This is a genomic window from Corynebacterium sp. HMSC30G07 (genome assembly GCF_001806945.1).
GTDB classification, from domain to species: Bacteria; Actinomycetota; Actinomycetes; order Mycobacteriales; family Mycobacteriaceae; genus Corynebacterium; species Corynebacterium riegelii.
In genome coordinates, this window is sequence record NZ_KV786468.1 from 23,063 (window position 1) to 39,560 (window position 16,498).

General features: G+C 61.6%; 14 protein-coding genes. 2 read left to right on the top strand and 12 right to left on the bottom strand.

Annotated features, from left to right (window positions below; all coding sequences use genetic code 11):
* Window positions 1–99 precede the first annotated feature (99 nt).
* Window positions 100–855: a DedA family protein gene (locus tag HMPREF3104_RS07535; protein WP_070495032.1), complete on the bottom strand. Its 756-nt coding sequence runs from the start codon at window positions 853–855 to the stop codon at window positions 100–102.
* A gap of 209 nt (window positions 856–1,064) precedes the next feature.
* On the opposite strand from HMPREF3104_RS07535, the gene HMPREF3104_RS07540 reads away from it, so the two are divergent.
* A complete protein-coding gene (locus HMPREF3104_RS07540; protein ID WP_070495033.1) occupies window positions 1,065–1,280 on the top strand; it encodes a hypothetical protein in 216 nt (71 codons plus the stop codon).
* Between the two features lie 377 nt (window positions 1,281–1,657).
* Here HMPREF3104_RS07540 and HMPREF3104_RS07545 read toward each other — a convergent pair whose 3' ends face one another.
* From HMPREF3104_RS07545 to HMPREF3104_RS07590, 10 genes are all read right to left on the bottom strand, one after another.
* Window positions 1,658–3,139 (bottom strand): protoporphyrinogen oxidase, encoded by a 1,482-nt coding sequence (locus HMPREF3104_RS07545; RefSeq protein WP_070495034.1) that lies wholly within the window; start codon window positions 3,137–3,139, stop codon window positions 1,658–1,660.
* A 5-nt stretch (window positions 3,140–3,144) separates the two neighbouring features.
* Window positions 3,145–4,194 (bottom strand): uroporphyrinogen decarboxylase, encoded by a 1,050-nt coding sequence (gene hemE / locus HMPREF3104_RS07550; RefSeq protein ID WP_052205487.1) that lies wholly within the window; start codon window positions 4,192–4,194, stop codon window positions 3,145–3,147.
* A gap of 48 nt (window positions 4,195–4,242) precedes the next feature.
* Complete coding sequence (locus HMPREF3104_RS07555) at window positions 4,243–6,795, bottom strand: heavy metal translocating P-type ATPase (RefSeq protein WP_070495035.1); 2,553 nt, start codon at window positions 6,793–6,795, stop codon at window positions 4,243–4,245.
* A gap of 15 nt (window positions 6,796–6,810) precedes the next feature.
* Window positions 6,811–7,320 (bottom strand): hypothetical protein, encoded by a 510-nt coding sequence (locus tag HMPREF3104_RS07560; protein ID WP_070495036.1) that lies wholly within the window; start codon window positions 7,318–7,320, stop codon window positions 6,811–6,813.
* A gap of 3 nt (window positions 7,321–7,323) precedes the next feature.
* Complete coding sequence (locus tag HMPREF3104_RS07565) at window positions 7,324–7,962, bottom strand: hypothetical protein (protein WP_052205490.1); 639 nt, start codon at window positions 7,960–7,962, stop codon at window positions 7,324–7,326.
* Window positions 7,955–8,989, bottom strand: a complete 1,035-nt coding sequence (hemB, locus tag HMPREF3104_RS07570; protein WP_052206474.1) for a porphobilinogen synthase — start codon at window positions 8,987–8,989, stop codon at window positions 7,955–7,957. Before hemB ends, HMPREF3104_RS07565 begins: the two co-directional genes overlap by 8 nt.
* A 10-nt stretch (window positions 8,990–8,999) precedes the next feature.
* Window positions 9,000–10,724 carry a bifunctional uroporphyrinogen-III C-methyltransferase/uroporphyrinogen-III synthase gene (locus tag HMPREF3104_RS07575; protein ID WP_083279000.1) on the bottom strand — a complete coding sequence of 575 codons (1,725 nt, stop codon included), beginning with the start codon at window positions 10,722–10,724 and terminating at the stop codon, window positions 9,000–9,002.
* Window positions 10,725–10,889: 165 nt separating this feature from the next.
* Window positions 10,890–11,774, bottom strand: coding sequence for a hydroxymethylbilane synthase (gene hemC / locus HMPREF3104_RS07580; RefSeq protein WP_052205492.1), 885 nt, complete (start codon window positions 11,772–11,774; stop codon window positions 10,890–10,892).
* Between the two features lies 1 nt (window position 11,775).
* On the bottom strand, window positions 11,776–13,116 hold the full coding sequence (locus HMPREF3104_RS07585; RefSeq protein ID WP_083279001.1) for a glutamyl-tRNA reductase: 1,341 nt from the start codon (window positions 13,114–13,116) through the stop codon (window positions 11,776–11,778).
* A gap of 46 nt (window positions 13,117–13,162) precedes the next feature.
* Window positions 13,163–13,399 carry a glutaredoxin family protein gene (locus HMPREF3104_RS07590; protein ID WP_070495040.1) on the bottom strand — a complete coding sequence of 79 codons (237 nt, stop codon included), beginning with the start codon at window positions 13,397–13,399 and terminating at the stop codon, window positions 13,163–13,165.
* 144 nt (window positions 13,400–13,543) lie between these two features.
* Here HMPREF3104_RS07590 and HMPREF3104_RS07595 point away from each other — a divergent pair, with 144 nt between their 5' ends.
* Entirely contained in the window at window positions 13,544–14,569 is a 1,026-nt protein-coding gene (locus HMPREF3104_RS07595; RefSeq protein WP_070495041.1) for an HAD family hydrolase, read from the top strand.
* 278 nt (window positions 14,570–14,847) lie between these two features.
* Here the strand turns inward: HMPREF3104_RS07595 and HMPREF3104_RS07600 are convergent, their stop codons facing one another.
* The gene (locus HMPREF3104_RS07600) at window positions 14,848–16,143 is read right to left on the bottom strand and encodes an NADH:flavin oxidoreductase (protein ID WP_070495042.1); all 1,296 of its coding nucleotides are present in this window, start codon (window positions 16,141–16,143) and stop codon (window positions 14,848–14,850) included.
* Window positions 16,144–16,498: the final 355 nt, after the last annotated feature.

A 16,498-nucleotide genomic window follows, 5' to 3' on the forward strand; every position in this document is an offset into this window, starting at 1 on the left:
TGGGTCAGGCTGACAAATTTGACGAGCCGATTGACATTTCCCCAGGTCGCCACCCTGACAGAGAGGGGAAATTGTCAAATTTGTCAGTGCAACGAACGTTTAAGCCTGCGGCTTGGCCGGCTTCGCCTTGGACTGCCTCCGGAACACCCCGATAAACACCACAACCACCAGGGCGAGGGCGATGTAGTTGGCAATCTTGGCGTAGTGGTCCAACACGGTGACCACAGGCTCGCCGATCCACCAGCCAAGGCCCAGGTACAGGAAGGACCACAGCGTCTTGGACACAAAGTCCAGGACCATGAACTTCCACAGCGGCATCCCGGTCATGCCCATGAGCACGAACACGACGAAGGCGATGGGCAGCGGAATCGGTACATACGCCAAGAAAATGCCGAGCCAGCCGAGTTTGAGCGCCCAGTACTCAACACGCTCGATGTTTTTGGCGGCGCGTTTGGAGTTGGATGCTTGGACCTCCAAAATTCCCCGACCCCACAGCTTGCCTGCCCACCAGTAGATCCAGTCAAACTTGATGGCAACCAGTGAGCCGATCAGCAGGTACAGCAGCCAGTGTGGTGCTTGGCCCACCGCCGCCAGTGCTCCTGTCGACGCCGCGCCCAACCTCGAACCCGTCAACGCCAGCATGATCGGCGGGTCTAGTCCCAGCAGCCAGGCCCGCAGCGGGATCATGGCCAGGCCGAACAGGCCGACAAACCCGAACCAGCCAAGACACCAGTAGTCCGCCTTTGACGGTTTACCGTTCCACGGCAGGCCGTCTTCTTCCCACCATTCCTTGTTGGTGGTTTCGGCGGTGGTTGGCTCGGCGTTTGGCTCGCCGGCGCTCACGTTGTCGCTCATAGGGAATCAACCTAGTGCAGAACACAGTGCAGACGAACCCATGGCAGAAACTCTGAGCAATAATTCGCGCTACTGATCCAATCGACGTGAGATTACATGGGGATTTTGAATCAAAATTCAACCAACATACAGAAACGGCTCGTATCAATGATGGGGCTAGCGAAACACAGCTGGCACGAAATAGCTGTTTTAGATAAAGGAGAACCGACATGTCCAACACCAAGACCCGCTTTGCTGCTACCGCTGCTGCTGTTCTGCTCGCATCCACCGGCCTGGCTGCTTGCAACGACACCGGCGCTGACGACGCAACGACGACCGACTCCACCGTCAGCGGCACCACTGGCACTGCAGACTCCAGCACTGGCTCCAGCTCTGACTCCACTGCAGACACTGCAACGGACTCCACTGCAACCGAGACCAAGTAAGTCGCGCTAGACAGCGGTCAATAACGGTCAGCAACGCGAAACCCCCATCGCACCAACTCCGGTTGGTGTGGCGATGGGGGTTTCGTCATGCGCCCAGGAATTGATGCCGTAACCAATGTCGGCGGTACAGCCCCTCCACACGAGTGCACGCCAAGTCCAAGCCGAGCCCAAACCAAGTCCGGCTTCAACAGATATGCAGGTGAAGAAATGCAGGGGAAGATATGCAGGAGTAATGGTCAGAGCGTTTTTTCAATAAGGGCCCCGTTAATGAAAATATCCCGTGACCTGCGAACCTGCATATCTTCCCCTGCATATCTACCTTTGGTAGCTGTTCGGCGACCACGGGGCGACGGGTACAGAACCGAACAGGGGCTCAGCTAGGACTTCAGAACGTCGGCGGCGACGGCGCGGGCGTCTGCAATCACCGCGGGCACGCCAACGCCGGCGACCCAAGCGCCAGTCACACTCACGCCACCAGCGCCACCAGCACTGTCACCACCAGCACCAGCACCAGCGCCACCAGCACTGTCACCACCAGCGCCACCAGCGCCCGCCAACGCGTCGGCGAGCAGTTGTTTGACGGTGGCGACGGTGGTCAGGTGCGTGGCGTCGAAACGCGGCAGGCCCCCGAACCAGCGTTGGACGTAGATTTCTTCGAGGCCGGCCTCGCGGCCGTCGAAACCCGTGATGGTGCGTAGGTCGTCCAACGCCCAGTCCACAAGGTCGTCCTCGCTGGCGGACAGCGCCACGGTGTCGCCGAAGCGGCCGAAGCTGGCGCGCACCAGCGCGCCGCCGCGCGCAGCCAGGTGCGGCCACTTGCGGGAAGACAGCGTGAACGCCTTGGCGTGCACGTCCTGAGCACCGTTGGCTACCAGCACGCCGGAGTTCTGCGGCAGGCCCTCATCGGTGGCGAAACGCATGCCCACCACCGCGGAGTTCGCCAGCTGCACCGACTTCAGCGCAGCAGAGGCTTCGGGGGCAACGCTCTTCAGCAGCAGCGCGGCCGTCGGGGCAGGCACAGCGAGAATGACCTGGTCATACACCACATCTTCACCGCCTTTGAGGCGGTAGCCGGAGCCGTCGCGAGTCAGGGCGGAGATAAACGCGTCGATGTAGATGTTGGCACCGGACTGCTCCGCCAGTGCCTCGTAGACCTCCTGGTAGCCCTCGCGGAAGGAGTTGAACACGGCGCCGTGGCCGGTGGGTAGCTCCCTGCGCGCGGCCTCCAAGTTGGCCACGGCTGTAGACAAGTGCACGGGGCCATCCGCGGCAAGGCGGTCAAGCTCCGCCGCCAGCTGCGGCACAGTCGCGCGAACACCCAGGTCATCGGCAGTGCAGGAGTACACGCCGCCCAGCAGTGCGGTGACAATGTTGTCCACCACTTCGTTGCCGTAGCGCTCGCGAACAAGGGCGCCGAGGTTTATGTCACCGCCGATTTCCCACTCGAAGCCGGGCTGCTCGCCTTCCTGGTCAATGCGCTGCGCAGTCTCTTCGCTTACCAGGTGCTTCACGCCCTCGGAGGAAGACGGGATACCCATCACGCCGCCGGTTGGCAGCTCACGCGCCGTACCGTCAACCCACACCAAGGAGCGCAGACCCGAAGGTTCCACCAAAGAGTCGCCGAGACCCAGCTCGGTGAAAAACTCCACAGCATCTTTCCTGCGCGCCATGAACGCCTCCGCGCCCATGTCCGTCGGCCCGGCTTCAAACGCCACGGTGTAGAGCTTGCCGCCGATGCGATCGGTCGCCTCGTAGACATCCACACGCAGATCAGTTACGCCTTCAGCCTCGCTCAAACGGCGCAGCTCATAGGCTGCAGTCAAGCCCGCAAGACCTGCGCCAATAATGGCAACGTTCACGCTTTCTACGCCTCCTCGTGAATAATGCGTACGGCTTCTGTGATCGCATCCGCATCCGTGGTGGGCAAAACGCCGTGGCCGAGGTTGAAGATGTGGCCGGTGGCATCCCCCACTTCGACCGCGCGGGCAGCCTCAGCCTTAATGCGGGTGACCTCCTCGCGCACCACATCGGTGCCCGCGAACAGCATCGCCGGATCCAGGTTGCCCTGCAGCACGCGTGGGGAGGCAAAACGCTTCGCCGCCACATCCAACGGCACACGCCAATCCACACCCATAACCTCGCTACCTGCCTCAGACATGGCGCCGAGCAGCTCGCCGGTAGCAACACCGAAGTGGATACGCGGGATCTCACCTGCAACCGTCTCCAGGATCTCCACCGAGTACGGCAACACGTGCTCGCGGTAATCCGCCTCCGTGAGGAAGCCCGCCCAAGAGTCGAACAGCTGCATCGCGTCAATGCCTGCCTCAACCTGGGTGCGCAGGAACGTGGTGATGGTGGGCACCAGGCGACGCATCAGCGCGTGCCAGGTTTCCGGATCCCCGTGCATCATGGCCTTGGTCTTCTCGTGGTTCTTGCTGGGGCCGCCCTCAACGAGGTAGCTGGCCAGCGTAAACGGCGCGCCCACGAAACCGATCAGCGCCTGGGTATCTTTCAGCTCACCCAGGATGATCTCAATACCCTTGGCCACCTCTTCCACGTGGTGGTCCAGAATCGGCAGGTTATCCACGTCCGCACGCGAGGTGATCGCCTGATCCATCACCGGGCCGCGGCCCGGCACAATCTCAACGCCAACACCGGCGGCCTTCAGCGGCACCACAATGTCAGAAAACAGGATCGCACCATCCATATCGTGGCGGCGCACCGGCTGCATCGTGATTTCCGCCAGCAGCTCGGGCATGAAGCAGGAGTCCAACATGGGGATGCCTTCGCGTACCTTGAGGTACTCCGGCAGGGAGCGGCCCGCCTGGCGCATAAACCACACCGGGGTGCGCGACGGGGTCTGGCCGTTAGCAGCCTGAAGAAGCGGGGCATTAACAAGCTCACGTCTGGTCATGGCTTACAAGCCTACTTCAGATCCGCCAGCTCCTTTACCGCGGGAAATTTAGGAAGGGAAACGCCCGGCGCGCGAGGAGCGTTGCCCGATGATCAACGAGCTACCTAGCATGACCAGCGTGGCACCCATCGGTGGCAGCACACCGCTCATGGCAAGGGCAACGGCCGCCGCGTTGTAGATCAGGGCAAACGCCATGTTGGAGTCAATGATGCGGGACACGCGCCGGCCGTGCTCAAGCAGCTGGGGCACTGCCATGACGTCATCGCGCATAACCAGTGCATCGATCTCAAGCTCGGTGTTTTTCTTCATGTTGCTTTCGAAGAAATCCTCCTCGGCATACAAAACGCCAAGGTCACCGACCTCAATAACGTCCAGCACTGACAGGGAACCCACCATGGCTACGTTCGCCCCACGGCTGTGTAGTTGGCGTACGGCACCCGCTTTGTCATGCGCGGTCACACCCGCCAGCACCGAGGACATGCCCAGCATGTTGGCAAAGCGGCGCCCCACCGCGTAGGTGTCACGCGTCAGCATCACAGTGGAGGTGCCCATTGCTTCTAGACGATCAACCGCATCCGCCGCATCCTGCTTCTCCGGGTCATGCAGCGTGATCACACCTCGGTCACGGTTCTTCCAACGCACCACAATCGGCGCACCGCCGCTAACCGCCGCCAGCGCCAAACGCCCCTTCAGGCGCGACAGGTTTGTGGGGCGCCACAGTTCCGCGTCCAGGTAGGTGACCTCATCATCATCGGCCGCACGCCCGTCAACCACGGGGCGAAGCGTCACGCGCCCGGTGGTGGTGCCGTCCTGGTGGATGGTGGACTCCTCCAGATCCACACGCCACGGGGCACCGTGGCCTTTCGCCTCACGCGCCGCTGCAACAATCGCACGCGAGGACGGGTGGTTGGACTCCACCAACAGCGCTGCTGCAACCAGCAGCACAACCTCGGTGTCCTCCCCTTCCGCGGCGGTGACCGTCTCCACGGTCATCTCCGGCTCCACCAGGGTGCCCACGCGGTTAAACACCACCGTGTCTACTTCTTCGCACTTGCGCAGGGTTGCGCCATCGCGCACCAAAATCGCGTGGCGCGCCGCAGCCTCAACGCCATGCCTGATCGCCAGTGCAGGCGAAATTGCCAGCGCCACCGGGGCCACCACAGCCAGGATGGCAAGGGCGGTGGAGAAGGCGGCGTTGATGTTGCCGTCGATAAGCCACCAAAGCCCAAAATCAATCACTGCCAGCGCATACGCCGCCGGGATCATCATGCCGGCTGAGCGGGTGGAGACCATCGTCGCAGCATTTTCTCTTCGCGACGCCTCCTCCACCCAACGACTCACCCACGCCCACTTCGTTGCATGGCCGGTGCGACGCGCACGGACCTTGATCTTGCCGCGGTCAACCACCGTCCCGGCGGCCACCTCATCGCCCACCTTCACGTTCGGCTCCGCATCCACACCAACCAGCACGTGATCCAGATGCGCTGAGCCGCCAACCACCTCACCGTCTACCGGAATGGTTTGGCCGGCGCCAACCTCCACGTCATCCCCGCGGTTAATTTCAGACAGCGGCAGCACCTCTTCATCACCGTGACCACGGCGAATCACCTTGTACTCCGTATCTGAAGGCGGCGTAAACTGCGCCATCTGATCCACCAACGACGCACCAGCACGCTTAGCGTAAAAGCGCCCCACCAGCAGCAACGCGGTGACTCCGCAGGCGACGTCCAAGAAGAGATCCATCGCATCCCCGCGCCGCGTGGGCGTCCACCCGGTTGCAGACACCCAACCGATCTCACCCGCAGGCGTAAACAACAGCGCTACAACAGACCAGAGATACGCCGCCAGCACAGCGACCGAACTCGCGCCATCCAGCGCCGAAAGGCCACGGCGCACGCCACCAGCCATCGCGCGGTGGAACGGCAACGCGCACCAAAACGCCACCGGCGTAGTCAGCGCCAAACACAGCCACTGCCAGCCCGGGAACTGCACGGCCGGCGAGTAACTGAGCACAATCACCGGCAGCGACAACACCACTGCCGTGATCAACCTCGCCGGGGTAACCAGGTCGCGGGCAGTAAACAGCACGTCATTAGAGCTGGACCGGGTACGCGCACGGCGCACAAAGCCAGCATCACGCGCGGCACTCAGGCTCGCCTGCGCATCCCGGCGCCGGCGGCGAATCCGCACCGACATCCCACGCGTACTCTTGCGCGGCGAACGCGGCTCCACCGCATCCTTCAGCAACGCCTGGCGCTGCAATGTGGTGTCCGTCATCACCGGATCCACACCAAACGCGCGGATGATGTTCTCCAGCTGCTCCGGATGCACATCAGACGGCGCCGTAATCCACGCCATTGACGTCGGATACACCATGCGCGTGGTCACGCCCGGGATCTCTTCCAACGCAACTTCTATGTCCGCCAGCTGCGGAGCATCCTTCACGCCGACCAACTCAAAGGCATACGAGATGTTGCGGCGTTGGTGGTCGTCATCGCCACCGTCGATACGCATGCTCTGCCCACTGGTCTCAACACCAGCAAGCCGGGCGGCATCGCGGGCAAGCTCAATCGAACGGGAAAGATCTTCAGAAACTGACATGGTTCACCTTGCGCTTTAGCGCAGCCCTTCCCACAGGTCCCCACTGCGGTGATCCACAAACGCATTCGCCGCCGGCCGGAACATAAAGAAACCAGCAAACGCCAGCAGGACCACAATGGCAAACGCCACAAAACCAACTGCGTGCACGAAAAAACCGGCCAAGTTCACAAACGCGGTGAGCATCACCAACACAGACGCCACCCGGCGCGCACGCTTTGAACCGCGCTCAAAAAACGCCGCGCACGCCGCCAGCCCCAGGGCCAACACAATATTGCCCACGGCAACAATGCGCGTGTTCAGCAGCAGCGACCGAGTCACATCAGTATCAAGATCCGGCGGCAGGTAAGTGCCCAAAAATACAGTGCCAAACAGGTCAACGGCTGTTACCAACATCAGCACTGCGGCAGCAACAACCAGCCAATACGCCACTTTGAGTGACTTCGGCCAGGTCTCCGTGGCCGCATCTGTGTGCCTGCGGTTGCGGTCATTCGGGTCCGCAACCATCGTTGGAAACATGCCCGCCATGTTTTAGGCTCCTTTAGCTCCGTTTTTGCCGGCGCCGGTGTCTACCCAATCAGCCGATTCCTTCTGGGAAGCGTAGAACAGCCCCAGCGCCCCCGCCACGCCAAGCATGATTTGGATAACCCCGTCGAAGGCGTAGAACGCAAGCGGCACCGTCGTGCCAGCTGGGCGCATGGCAAACACCATCAGCGCACGCAGAGCGAAAAACACTGAGAACACCATCAGCAGCCTGCGTGCGGTTCCTGCCCATTTGCGCTGCCTGCTTATCGACGCCAACGCGAACGCAAATAACCCCAAAATAGCCAGCTGGACCAACGCCATCAGCGCAACCGAACCCCACACCGCAACGTTTAACAGCCCTTCGGACATGGCCTCGGACACGGCTCCCGTCTGCTTCGACGCTTCCTTGGCGGAGGCGATCAGCTGGGAGGGGTCCATCAGCAGCGCAACCGTGGTCAACGCTTGGTGCAACAGCTCACCACCGATCATGACCGCCCAGCACGCCAGCATGTAGCGCACCGTTTCCGGCTTGCCGCCGTGGGCGGCCTCCGGGTCAACGTGGGAGGCGGAGTTAGGGTTGCTCGGGGCACCAGTTGGCCCTGAAGGCCTTGAGGGCCCAGTTGGCCCCGGCGGCAGGCTAACCACGCACGCCTCCTGCTTGGTTGAGGCGCTTGGCGGCCTCAATGGCGTAGTAGGTCAGGATCTGGTTCGCGCCAGCGCGCTTGATGCCAATGAGGGATTCCATCATGGTCTCTTCAAAGTCGATCCAGCCGTTTTGGCCAGCGGCAACCAGCATCGCGTACTCGCCAGAAACCTGGTAGGCGGCAACCGGCACCGGCGACATCTCCGCTACCTTGGCCAGCACGTCCAGGTACGGCATGGCGGGTTTGACCATGACAAAGTCCGCGCCCTCATCAATATCCAGCTGGGTTTCCAGGATGGACTCTCGGATGTTTGCCGGGTCCTGCTGGTAGGTGCGACGATCGCCCTTCAGCGAGGAGCCGACCGCGTCGCGGAACGGGCCGAAGAACTTGGAGGCGTACTTCGCGGAGTACGCCATAATCGCCACATCCTGGTAGCCAGCGCTATCCAGCGCCTCACGGATGACAGCGACCTGGCCGTCCATCATTCCGGATGGGCTCACAATGTGGGCACCTGCGGCGGCTTGGGCCAGCGACATCTTCACGTAGAGCTCAAGCGTTGCGTCATTAGCCACGATCTCCTGGCCAAAACGGTCCGTCTCCAGCACGCCGCAGTGGCCGTGGTCCGTGAACTCATCCAGGCAGGTGTCCGCCATGATCAGCAGGTCATCGCCGAACTCCTCACGGAGTGCAGCCAGGTTGCGGTTCAGAATGCCGTTTTCATCCCAGGACACCGAACCCGTAGCGTCCTTATCCTCATCACGCGGAACACCAAAGAGGTCCACGCACGTCACGCCAGCTTCCAACGCCTCGTGGCAGATGGCCTTCAGGCTGTCCGTGGTGTGCTGGTACACGCCTGGCATGGAGGAAATCTCGCGCTTGGCGTCAATGCCGTCTGCGACAAACAGCGGCAGGATGAAGTCCGCTGGGTGCAGGCGGGTTTCCGCCGTCAGCTCACGGATCTTCGGGTTTTGGCGCAGGCGCCGCGGGCGGCGCAGCATGGTCAGGTCAATAGCGGAGTCATAAGACATGCGCCCCATCCTATTCCCCGCTCGCAGCTCCGTCCGCAACTGCTGCAGCGGCCGTCTCTACCTCAGCGGGTTTCCGGCGTGCACGACGCTTCTTGCGCGGGGGCGGCAGCTGGCCAGCGGCGCGCAGTTCCGCAACGTGCTCCGCCAAAGCGTCGACCAGCGAAGGCACATCCGCAACCTCCGGCACCACGTCCACGCGCAGGCCCTGCTCCTTCGCCTCAGCCGCCGCCATGGGGCCGATGCAGGCGATGATGGTGCGCTGATGCGGCTTACCAGCAATGCCAACCAGGTTCTTCACGGTGGAAGCAGAGGTGAAGCACACGGCATCAAAACCGCCGGTCTTGATCATGTCGCGCACCTCAGGTGCAGGCGGGGCGGCGCGCACGGTGCGGTACGCCACCACGTCATCTACTTCCCAGCCCTTCTCCAAAAGGCCGTCCACCAGCACGTCCGTACCCAGGTCAGCGCGCGGCAGCAGCACACGCGACACCGGGTCAATGTCCTCGACGTACTCCGGGAACACCTCAACCAGGCCAGCAGCGTTTTGCTTCGTGCGGTGCGGCAACAGCTCCGGCATCATGCCGCGGGCACGCACAGCGTCCGCAGTCTTCTGCCCCACCGCAGCCAAGTGCACGCCGGCAAAGGAACGCGCATCCAAACCCAGCTCAGCAAACTTGTCCCACACCGCATCAACAGCGTTGACGGAGGTAAACACCACCCACTGGTAGCGGCCCTCAACAATACCCTTGATCGCACGGTCCATCTGCGCGGGGTTGCGCGGCGGCTCCATGGAAATGGTGGGCACAGACTGCGGGATTGCGCCATAGGAGCTTAAGCGCGCACTCATCGACCCAGCCTGCTCCTTGGCACGCGGCACCAGCACACGCCAGCCGTAGAGCGGACGGTTTTCCCACCAGGAGTACTTCGCGCGTTCATCCGGCACGGTACCCAAGGTCACCACCAGCGGACCGGTCAGGTCCGCGTCCAGCTTGGCCACGGTCTGCAGCGTCGCATCAAACGTGCGCTGCAAACGCGTCGTGCCGTGCGTGGTCACCGCTACTGGAGTGCTGGCCGCAAAACCGCGATCCATCAGCTCCTTAGCCATCTGCGGCAGGTGCTCCTGCGTTGCCTGGAACACCAGCGGCTGCGGCGCGGTGGCCAGCTGATCCCAGTCCACGGTCTCATTCGCCAGATCCGCCTCGGTGTAGGTGGAGCCCAGCGCAATGCCGGCGAAGGAAGGCACGGTGGACGGCAGGCTCATGCCCGGCACCACCTGAAACTCCAGGCCAGCGGCAGCAACCGCGGACACCTCCGCCATCACCGAATCGCGCGTCAGCGGGTTGCCGCTGACCAGGCGCACCACATCACCGTCGCCGCCATCGCCCTGCTCATACAGTGCTTCCGCCTGCTCAAGGGCATTTTTCAGCTTATCTACAACCCCGTCAACCCCCGCAGCCAACTCCTCAACCTCAGCCGCCGTTGGCAGCTCCGGGCGTGGAGGTTTCCGGCGCGCACCAGCCTGTTTTGCCTCAAGCACCATTTGCTCATACTCCGCGTTCGCCGCGTCGAGCTTGGACTGGGGGACGGGAAGACCTGCCGCAACAACGTTACGGACACCCTGAGAGACCTCCGGATCAACCAACGCGATAGCATTGGACTCCAGCACCTCGCGTGCACGGATGGTCAGCAGATCAGGGTTTCCCGGGCCTGCCCCGACGAAGATGATCTTTGTCATACAGTGAACTTTTCTAGGCACAAATAGTTGTCTCGGCGCGGACGAGGGTGCCGTTATGCCACCCCGCTGTGCCGAGACGTGAAAGCGTTTGGTATCTCCACCTTAAAGTGGAGTGCCCAGGATTCAAAAACGCCTGTGTTTTTTATATGCGTTTTACGCCCGTGCTTACATCAACGGCATTGCGCCGCGTGCCACCAACGCTTCCGCCACAGATTGGCCAAGCGCCACCGGATTCGAGCGCTGCCCAGTCTGGGTTTCCACAACCTGCTTCGAGCCGTCCAGGGCGAATACGCCTGCGGTCAGCGTCAGCGTGTCACCATCCAGCGTTGCGTGAGCAGCAACCGGCGCGGTGCAGCCAGCCTGCAGCGTTGCCAGCACCTGGCGCTCCGCCGTCGCCTGGACGGTGGCGTCCGGGCAGGCCAGCGCATCAATACGTGCGGCGTTGTCCGCATCGCCCGCGCGGCACTCCACTGCCAGCGCACCCTGCGCCGGCGCCGGCACCAGCACCTCCGGCGAAAACACCTCGGTGGCGCGATCCGCATACCCGCCGCGGCTCAGACCCGCGTACGCCAACATGATCGCGTCCAACTCACCAGAGGTAACAAAGCTCATGCGGCGCTCAATGTTGCCGCGCAGCGGGCGAATGTCCAGGTCCGGGCGCAGCGCACGCAGCTGTGAGATGCGGCGCGGCGCCGACGTTCCCACCTTCGCGCCCTGCGGCAGCTCCGCCAACGTCAAACCGTCGCGAGCAATCAGCGCCTCACGGTTATCCTCACGCTTCGGCACAATCAGGTGTGCGCGTGGTTCCGGCGCCGTCGGCAAATCCTTAAACGAGTGCACGGCAACATCCACCTCACCGGCAAACAACGCATCACGCAGCGCGGACGTAAACACGCCCACACCGATGCGCTCAACCGGTGCCTGCGATAAATCACCAGGGGTGGTCACAATGTGCAGCTCCGCCGGGGCACCACCTGCAATCAGCCAGTCCCTGACGTGCCCTGCCTGGGTAGTAGCAAGGTGAGATCCACGAGTACCAATGCGCAACATGTTACAGCTCCTTGACCTGCATTTTGGCCTGCATTTCTTCCGGACGCGGCAAGCTCCCCGCATCAACGGCAACAGAGGAACGGCCCAAGCCGAACAACTCCTCGAACACCGTATCCACGCTAACAGTGTCCGTTGTCGCCGCCAGCTCCTTAATCTTCACCGTCGGCGTGTGCAGCAACTTGTCCACTACGCGGCGTACGGTGCGTTGGATTTGGGCAAAGTCGTCCTCGCTGACGTCGACAAGCCTGGCCCTGAGTTTCTCCAACTCGAATTCCTGGACCTCGGTGGCGCTACTGCGAAGCCGAGCCACCGCCGGCGCCACCTCGCGCACGCGCTGCTGGGAGGAAAACTCCCGAACCTGCTCAGACACAATCTCCTTGGCGTTTTGCACCGCCACAACATCCGCCGAATCCCCCTTGGCAGTGCGCTTCTTGTGCAAAAACTCAATGTTGATCAGGCGCACGCCCTCGCGCGTTGCCACATCATCTGCAATATCGCGCGGCAGCGACAAATCCACCAACACCGCCGGACCCGAAAGATCCTCCGCAGTGATGGTGAAACCGTCAGACGCCGTGGCGGAAACCGTGATGTCCGCGCGCGAAATCGCACCCGCACGCGCGTTGAAGTCCACCACTTCCGCAGGCACTCCAGCTTCCCGCGCGTGCTCCGCCAGCCGCTCCGCCCTCGAACGCGTGCGGTTAGCAATGATCAGCTTGTCCACACCGCGCTTGCCTAGCTGCGTTGCGGCCAAAGAACTCATCGCGCCAGCACCCAACACCAGCGCCGTGTGCCCCTCAAGCGTATCCACGCCCATCTCCGCCATCGCCTCATCCAAGGCGAAGGTGACCATGGACCCACCGGCCTCATCAATCGCGGTTTCCGTATGCACACGCTTGCCCGTATGCAGCGCGGTCTGCGCCAGCGAATGCAGCGTCGGCCCAACCGTGCCGCGTTCCGCCGCATCCAGATACGCCGCGCGCACCTGGCCAATAATCTGCTGCTCCCCCACCACCATGGAATCCAGCCCAGAGGCCACGGAGAACACGTGCTCTGCAGCCGCATCCGCGTAACGTACGTACAGGTAGCCGCGCAGCTCCGCCTCACTGACCCCAGAGACGTCAGCCAGTACCTTCAGCACGTCCTCCACACCAACGTGGAACGCGTTCGCAACTGCGTAAATCTCCAGCCTGTTGCAGGTGGAGATAATCATGGCTTCGCTTAGAGACGGCTGCGCCACCAACGCTGTTGCAGTCGTGTCCTGCACCGCCTCGTCCATACTCAGCCGCTCAAGCAACGCGACAGGAGCCGAGCGGTGGGACATCCCCACAACGAGTACGCTCACCCAATCTCCTCCAACTCACCAAAAAATCAAACTAAAGTATAGCCCTCTAATGGCGAAGCTCTGCGTCCAACTCGTCCGCATCCACTTCCCAGCACGCGAACTCATCACCGTCAATCACCACAACCGGCACCCGGTCCCCGTATTCCAATGCCAGCTCAGGGTCCGTATCCACATCCACAACTCGCATGAGAGCTTCATGCTTATCGACGACCCGCCGAACCTCCCCCTCAACCCTCACACACGAACCGCAACCCTGCCTCACCATGAGTTCTACAGTCCTCATATTTGAAGGTCCTCCAGTTCTGGTTTGGTGGCGCCTGAGGCGCGTTTGTTAGGTACGATGTGCAAGTTAACTCGTTAACGCTAACAGACAGCTAGCGTTAACCAACAGCTAGATCACCAACCTCAACCGCAACCGAGGAACCCCATGGCCGAGCCCAGCGAACTCCTTGCCCAGTGGTCCGTCTCCCACGGCAACCTGCGCCGCTTCTTTGAGGACCTGGCACTGCCCCCGCTCGACGCAGAGGCGCAACGCGCCGCCGGCGAAGCGGCCGCCGCAGCCGCCATCGAGGAAACCTTCGGCATCGGCATTGAGGAATTCGCCCTCGGCGTTGATTCTGTCGGCGGCGCCTTTGCTACCGCAGGGCGCCCCAAGCTCAACCAGCCGGACCCGGACATCCCCCAGGATCCCGGCGCCGCGGCGTTTTTCGACATTGATAACACCCTGATCCAGGGTTCCTCGCTTATCCTTTTGGGCCAACAGCTAGCCAAGCGCCGCTACATCACACTTCGTGAGATCTTCCCGGCCCTGGTCAAGCAAGTGAAATACCGCGTGTCCGGATCCGAAAACGCTGATGACATCGCCTCCGGCCGCGAGCAAGCCTTAGGCCTAGTCAAGGGCAAGTCTGTCGCTGAGCTCAAGGAGCTCTGCGCCGAGATTGTGGACCGCCACATGCTGACCAAGGCGTACCAAAGCACCGTAGAACTCGGGGCTATGCACCTCGCCGCAGGCCAACAGGTGTGGTTGGTTTCCGCAACACCTGTCCAGATTGGCCAGGCACTGGCAGAGCGCCTCGGCTTCACCGGCGCACTTGGCACGGTTGCCGAGGAAGAAGACGGCGTATTCACCGGCCGCCTGGTTGGTGACATCCTCCACGGCCCGGGTAAGCAACACGCCGTTGCGGCACTTGCTGCCCTCCAACAGTTGGACCTGGAGCGTTGCACCGCCTACTCCGATTCCATCAATGATCTACCGATGCTGGAGATGGTCGGTGCCGCCGTGGCCATCAACCCGGACCACCAGTTGCGCCACCACGCTAAGCAGCGCGGCTGGGAGATTCGCGACTACCGCTCCATGCGCCGCCTCATCCGCTCCTACGCCATCCCTGCTGTTGCCGTCGCTGGTGTTGTCGGCGCGGCGGTCAAGGTTGCTCGGCGCCGAAAGGCCGCTTAGGCGCTCCGCTTAAGCCTTCCGCTTAGGCCCTCCGCTGAGGCCCTCCACCGCAGTAATTTCCGAATTGCTACATTACGCCCCCTAAACGCCCAGGTGACTGCATGTACTACCGGGATTGTTTCGTCGCTCGCCGTTCCCGAGGCAGTCAGGAAAAGAGAATCCTGAATTCTTTTGGCCTGAGGCCATTAGCGACCTGGGGAAACTGAATTCTTTGGCCGATTTCGGGAAACAAATTCAGGATTCGAGGCGCCGCCTGGGCGTCCGGAACCCTAACGGAGTTAGAGACCGTACTTCTCCTTCTCCTTGGCGGTCATGCCGTCATACATCGACCCGGAAGCACCGGCGGTTTCTTCTGGACGAATCTGACGATCCTCCGGAGTCGCAGCGTAGTCAGGCGAGTACACACAATGCGTGCGTCCAAAAACGCTCGGCATGCAGTAGTTATTGTGGTCGCACAGCGTCCTGTACTCAGGCTGCTTTTCAATCTTCTGAATCATGTCCGGTTCACGTAGCAACGCGCGGCCAATCTCGAAGAACTCAAAGCCTTCCTTGTACCCCAATTCAAAGTGCTCACGCCGGGTCAGACCACCCAGCAGGATGAGTTTGGTGTTCTTCACCTTGTCTAAGAACTGACGGGCATCATCGAACATGTACATGTCCTCGTACGGGAAGTCGCCCATCATCTTCTTGCCAAAGAGCTTGACGCCAACGTCGAAAGGAAATGGCATGTGCTCAGCAAACCCGTCCACGGGCACATCGCCCCTGAACAGCCACATTTGCCGCAACACGGAGGAGCCCTGAGTCAACAGCAGTGCGTCAATGTTGCCGTCAGCATCCAGCATCTGCGCAGTCTGCAACGAATCTGGCAAGGTAATGGAGCCCGGAATGCCATCCGTCATGCTCATCTTGGCAATGATCGCAACATCATCACCCACCCGCTCCTTCACCGCTGCGGCGATCTCGCGGACAAAGCGGGAGCGATTCTCAATGTGGCCGCCGTACTCATCATCTCGGCGGTTGATCCAGCCCGACAGGAAGCTCGACGGCAGGTAGAGGTGACCGAAGTGCAACTCGAGCGCATCGAATCCAGCTTCTGCGGCTAGCTCCGCAGCATCAGCAAACTCGCGGATGGCCTGCTGAATCTCTGCCTTCGAAATCCCCTTGCAGTAGTTAAAGCTTGTGGGGCTGAAGAACTTCGACGGCGCCCAGGGGGTTTCCCCAATCAGCGGACGCGTAGCCACTGGCCCGGCATGCCCAAGCTGGGAAGATGCCTTCGCGCCGTGAGCATGCATCGTGGCAGTGAAATCCCTCAGTCCAGGCAGGGAATCACGTTCCATCAAGATCTGGCCTGGTGCCGAAAAGCCACGCTTCGAGGTAGCGCAGTACGCCAGGGTGGTCATCCCGATACCACCAGCGGCAAAACCCTCGTGGTACGCAATCAGTTCATCAGTGACTTTGCCATTTGGCGAACGCCCCTCAGACGTCGCAGCCTTGATGAAGTGGTTTCGCAACTCAACTGGACCAAGCTTGGTGGGCTTGAAAATCTCGGTCGGGTCAACATTGGGAGTGGTCATTGAAATGGTCCTCTCTCAGTAGAACCCTCGAAAGGGGGTTAAGTGAACAGCGGTCTCAAACCCGATCCTAGGTTTAAATGGTGCGGGCGGACGGCCGACCGAAATTCGCTGCCACTGAAGCAATCGCCGGATTGTTGCATTCCGGCCGTGCCCGAGTGGTTGCGAAAAGGCAGTCAGGAAAAGAGAATCCTGAATTCTTTTGGCCTGAGGCCATTAGCGACCTGGGGAAACTGAATTCTTTGGCCGATTTCGGGAAACAAATTCAGGATCCGAGGCGCCGCCTGGGTGCCGCCTGGACGTCCGGCTGACAAATGTGACAACGCAATTTGCGTTTCCCCAGGTCGCACTCCAATGG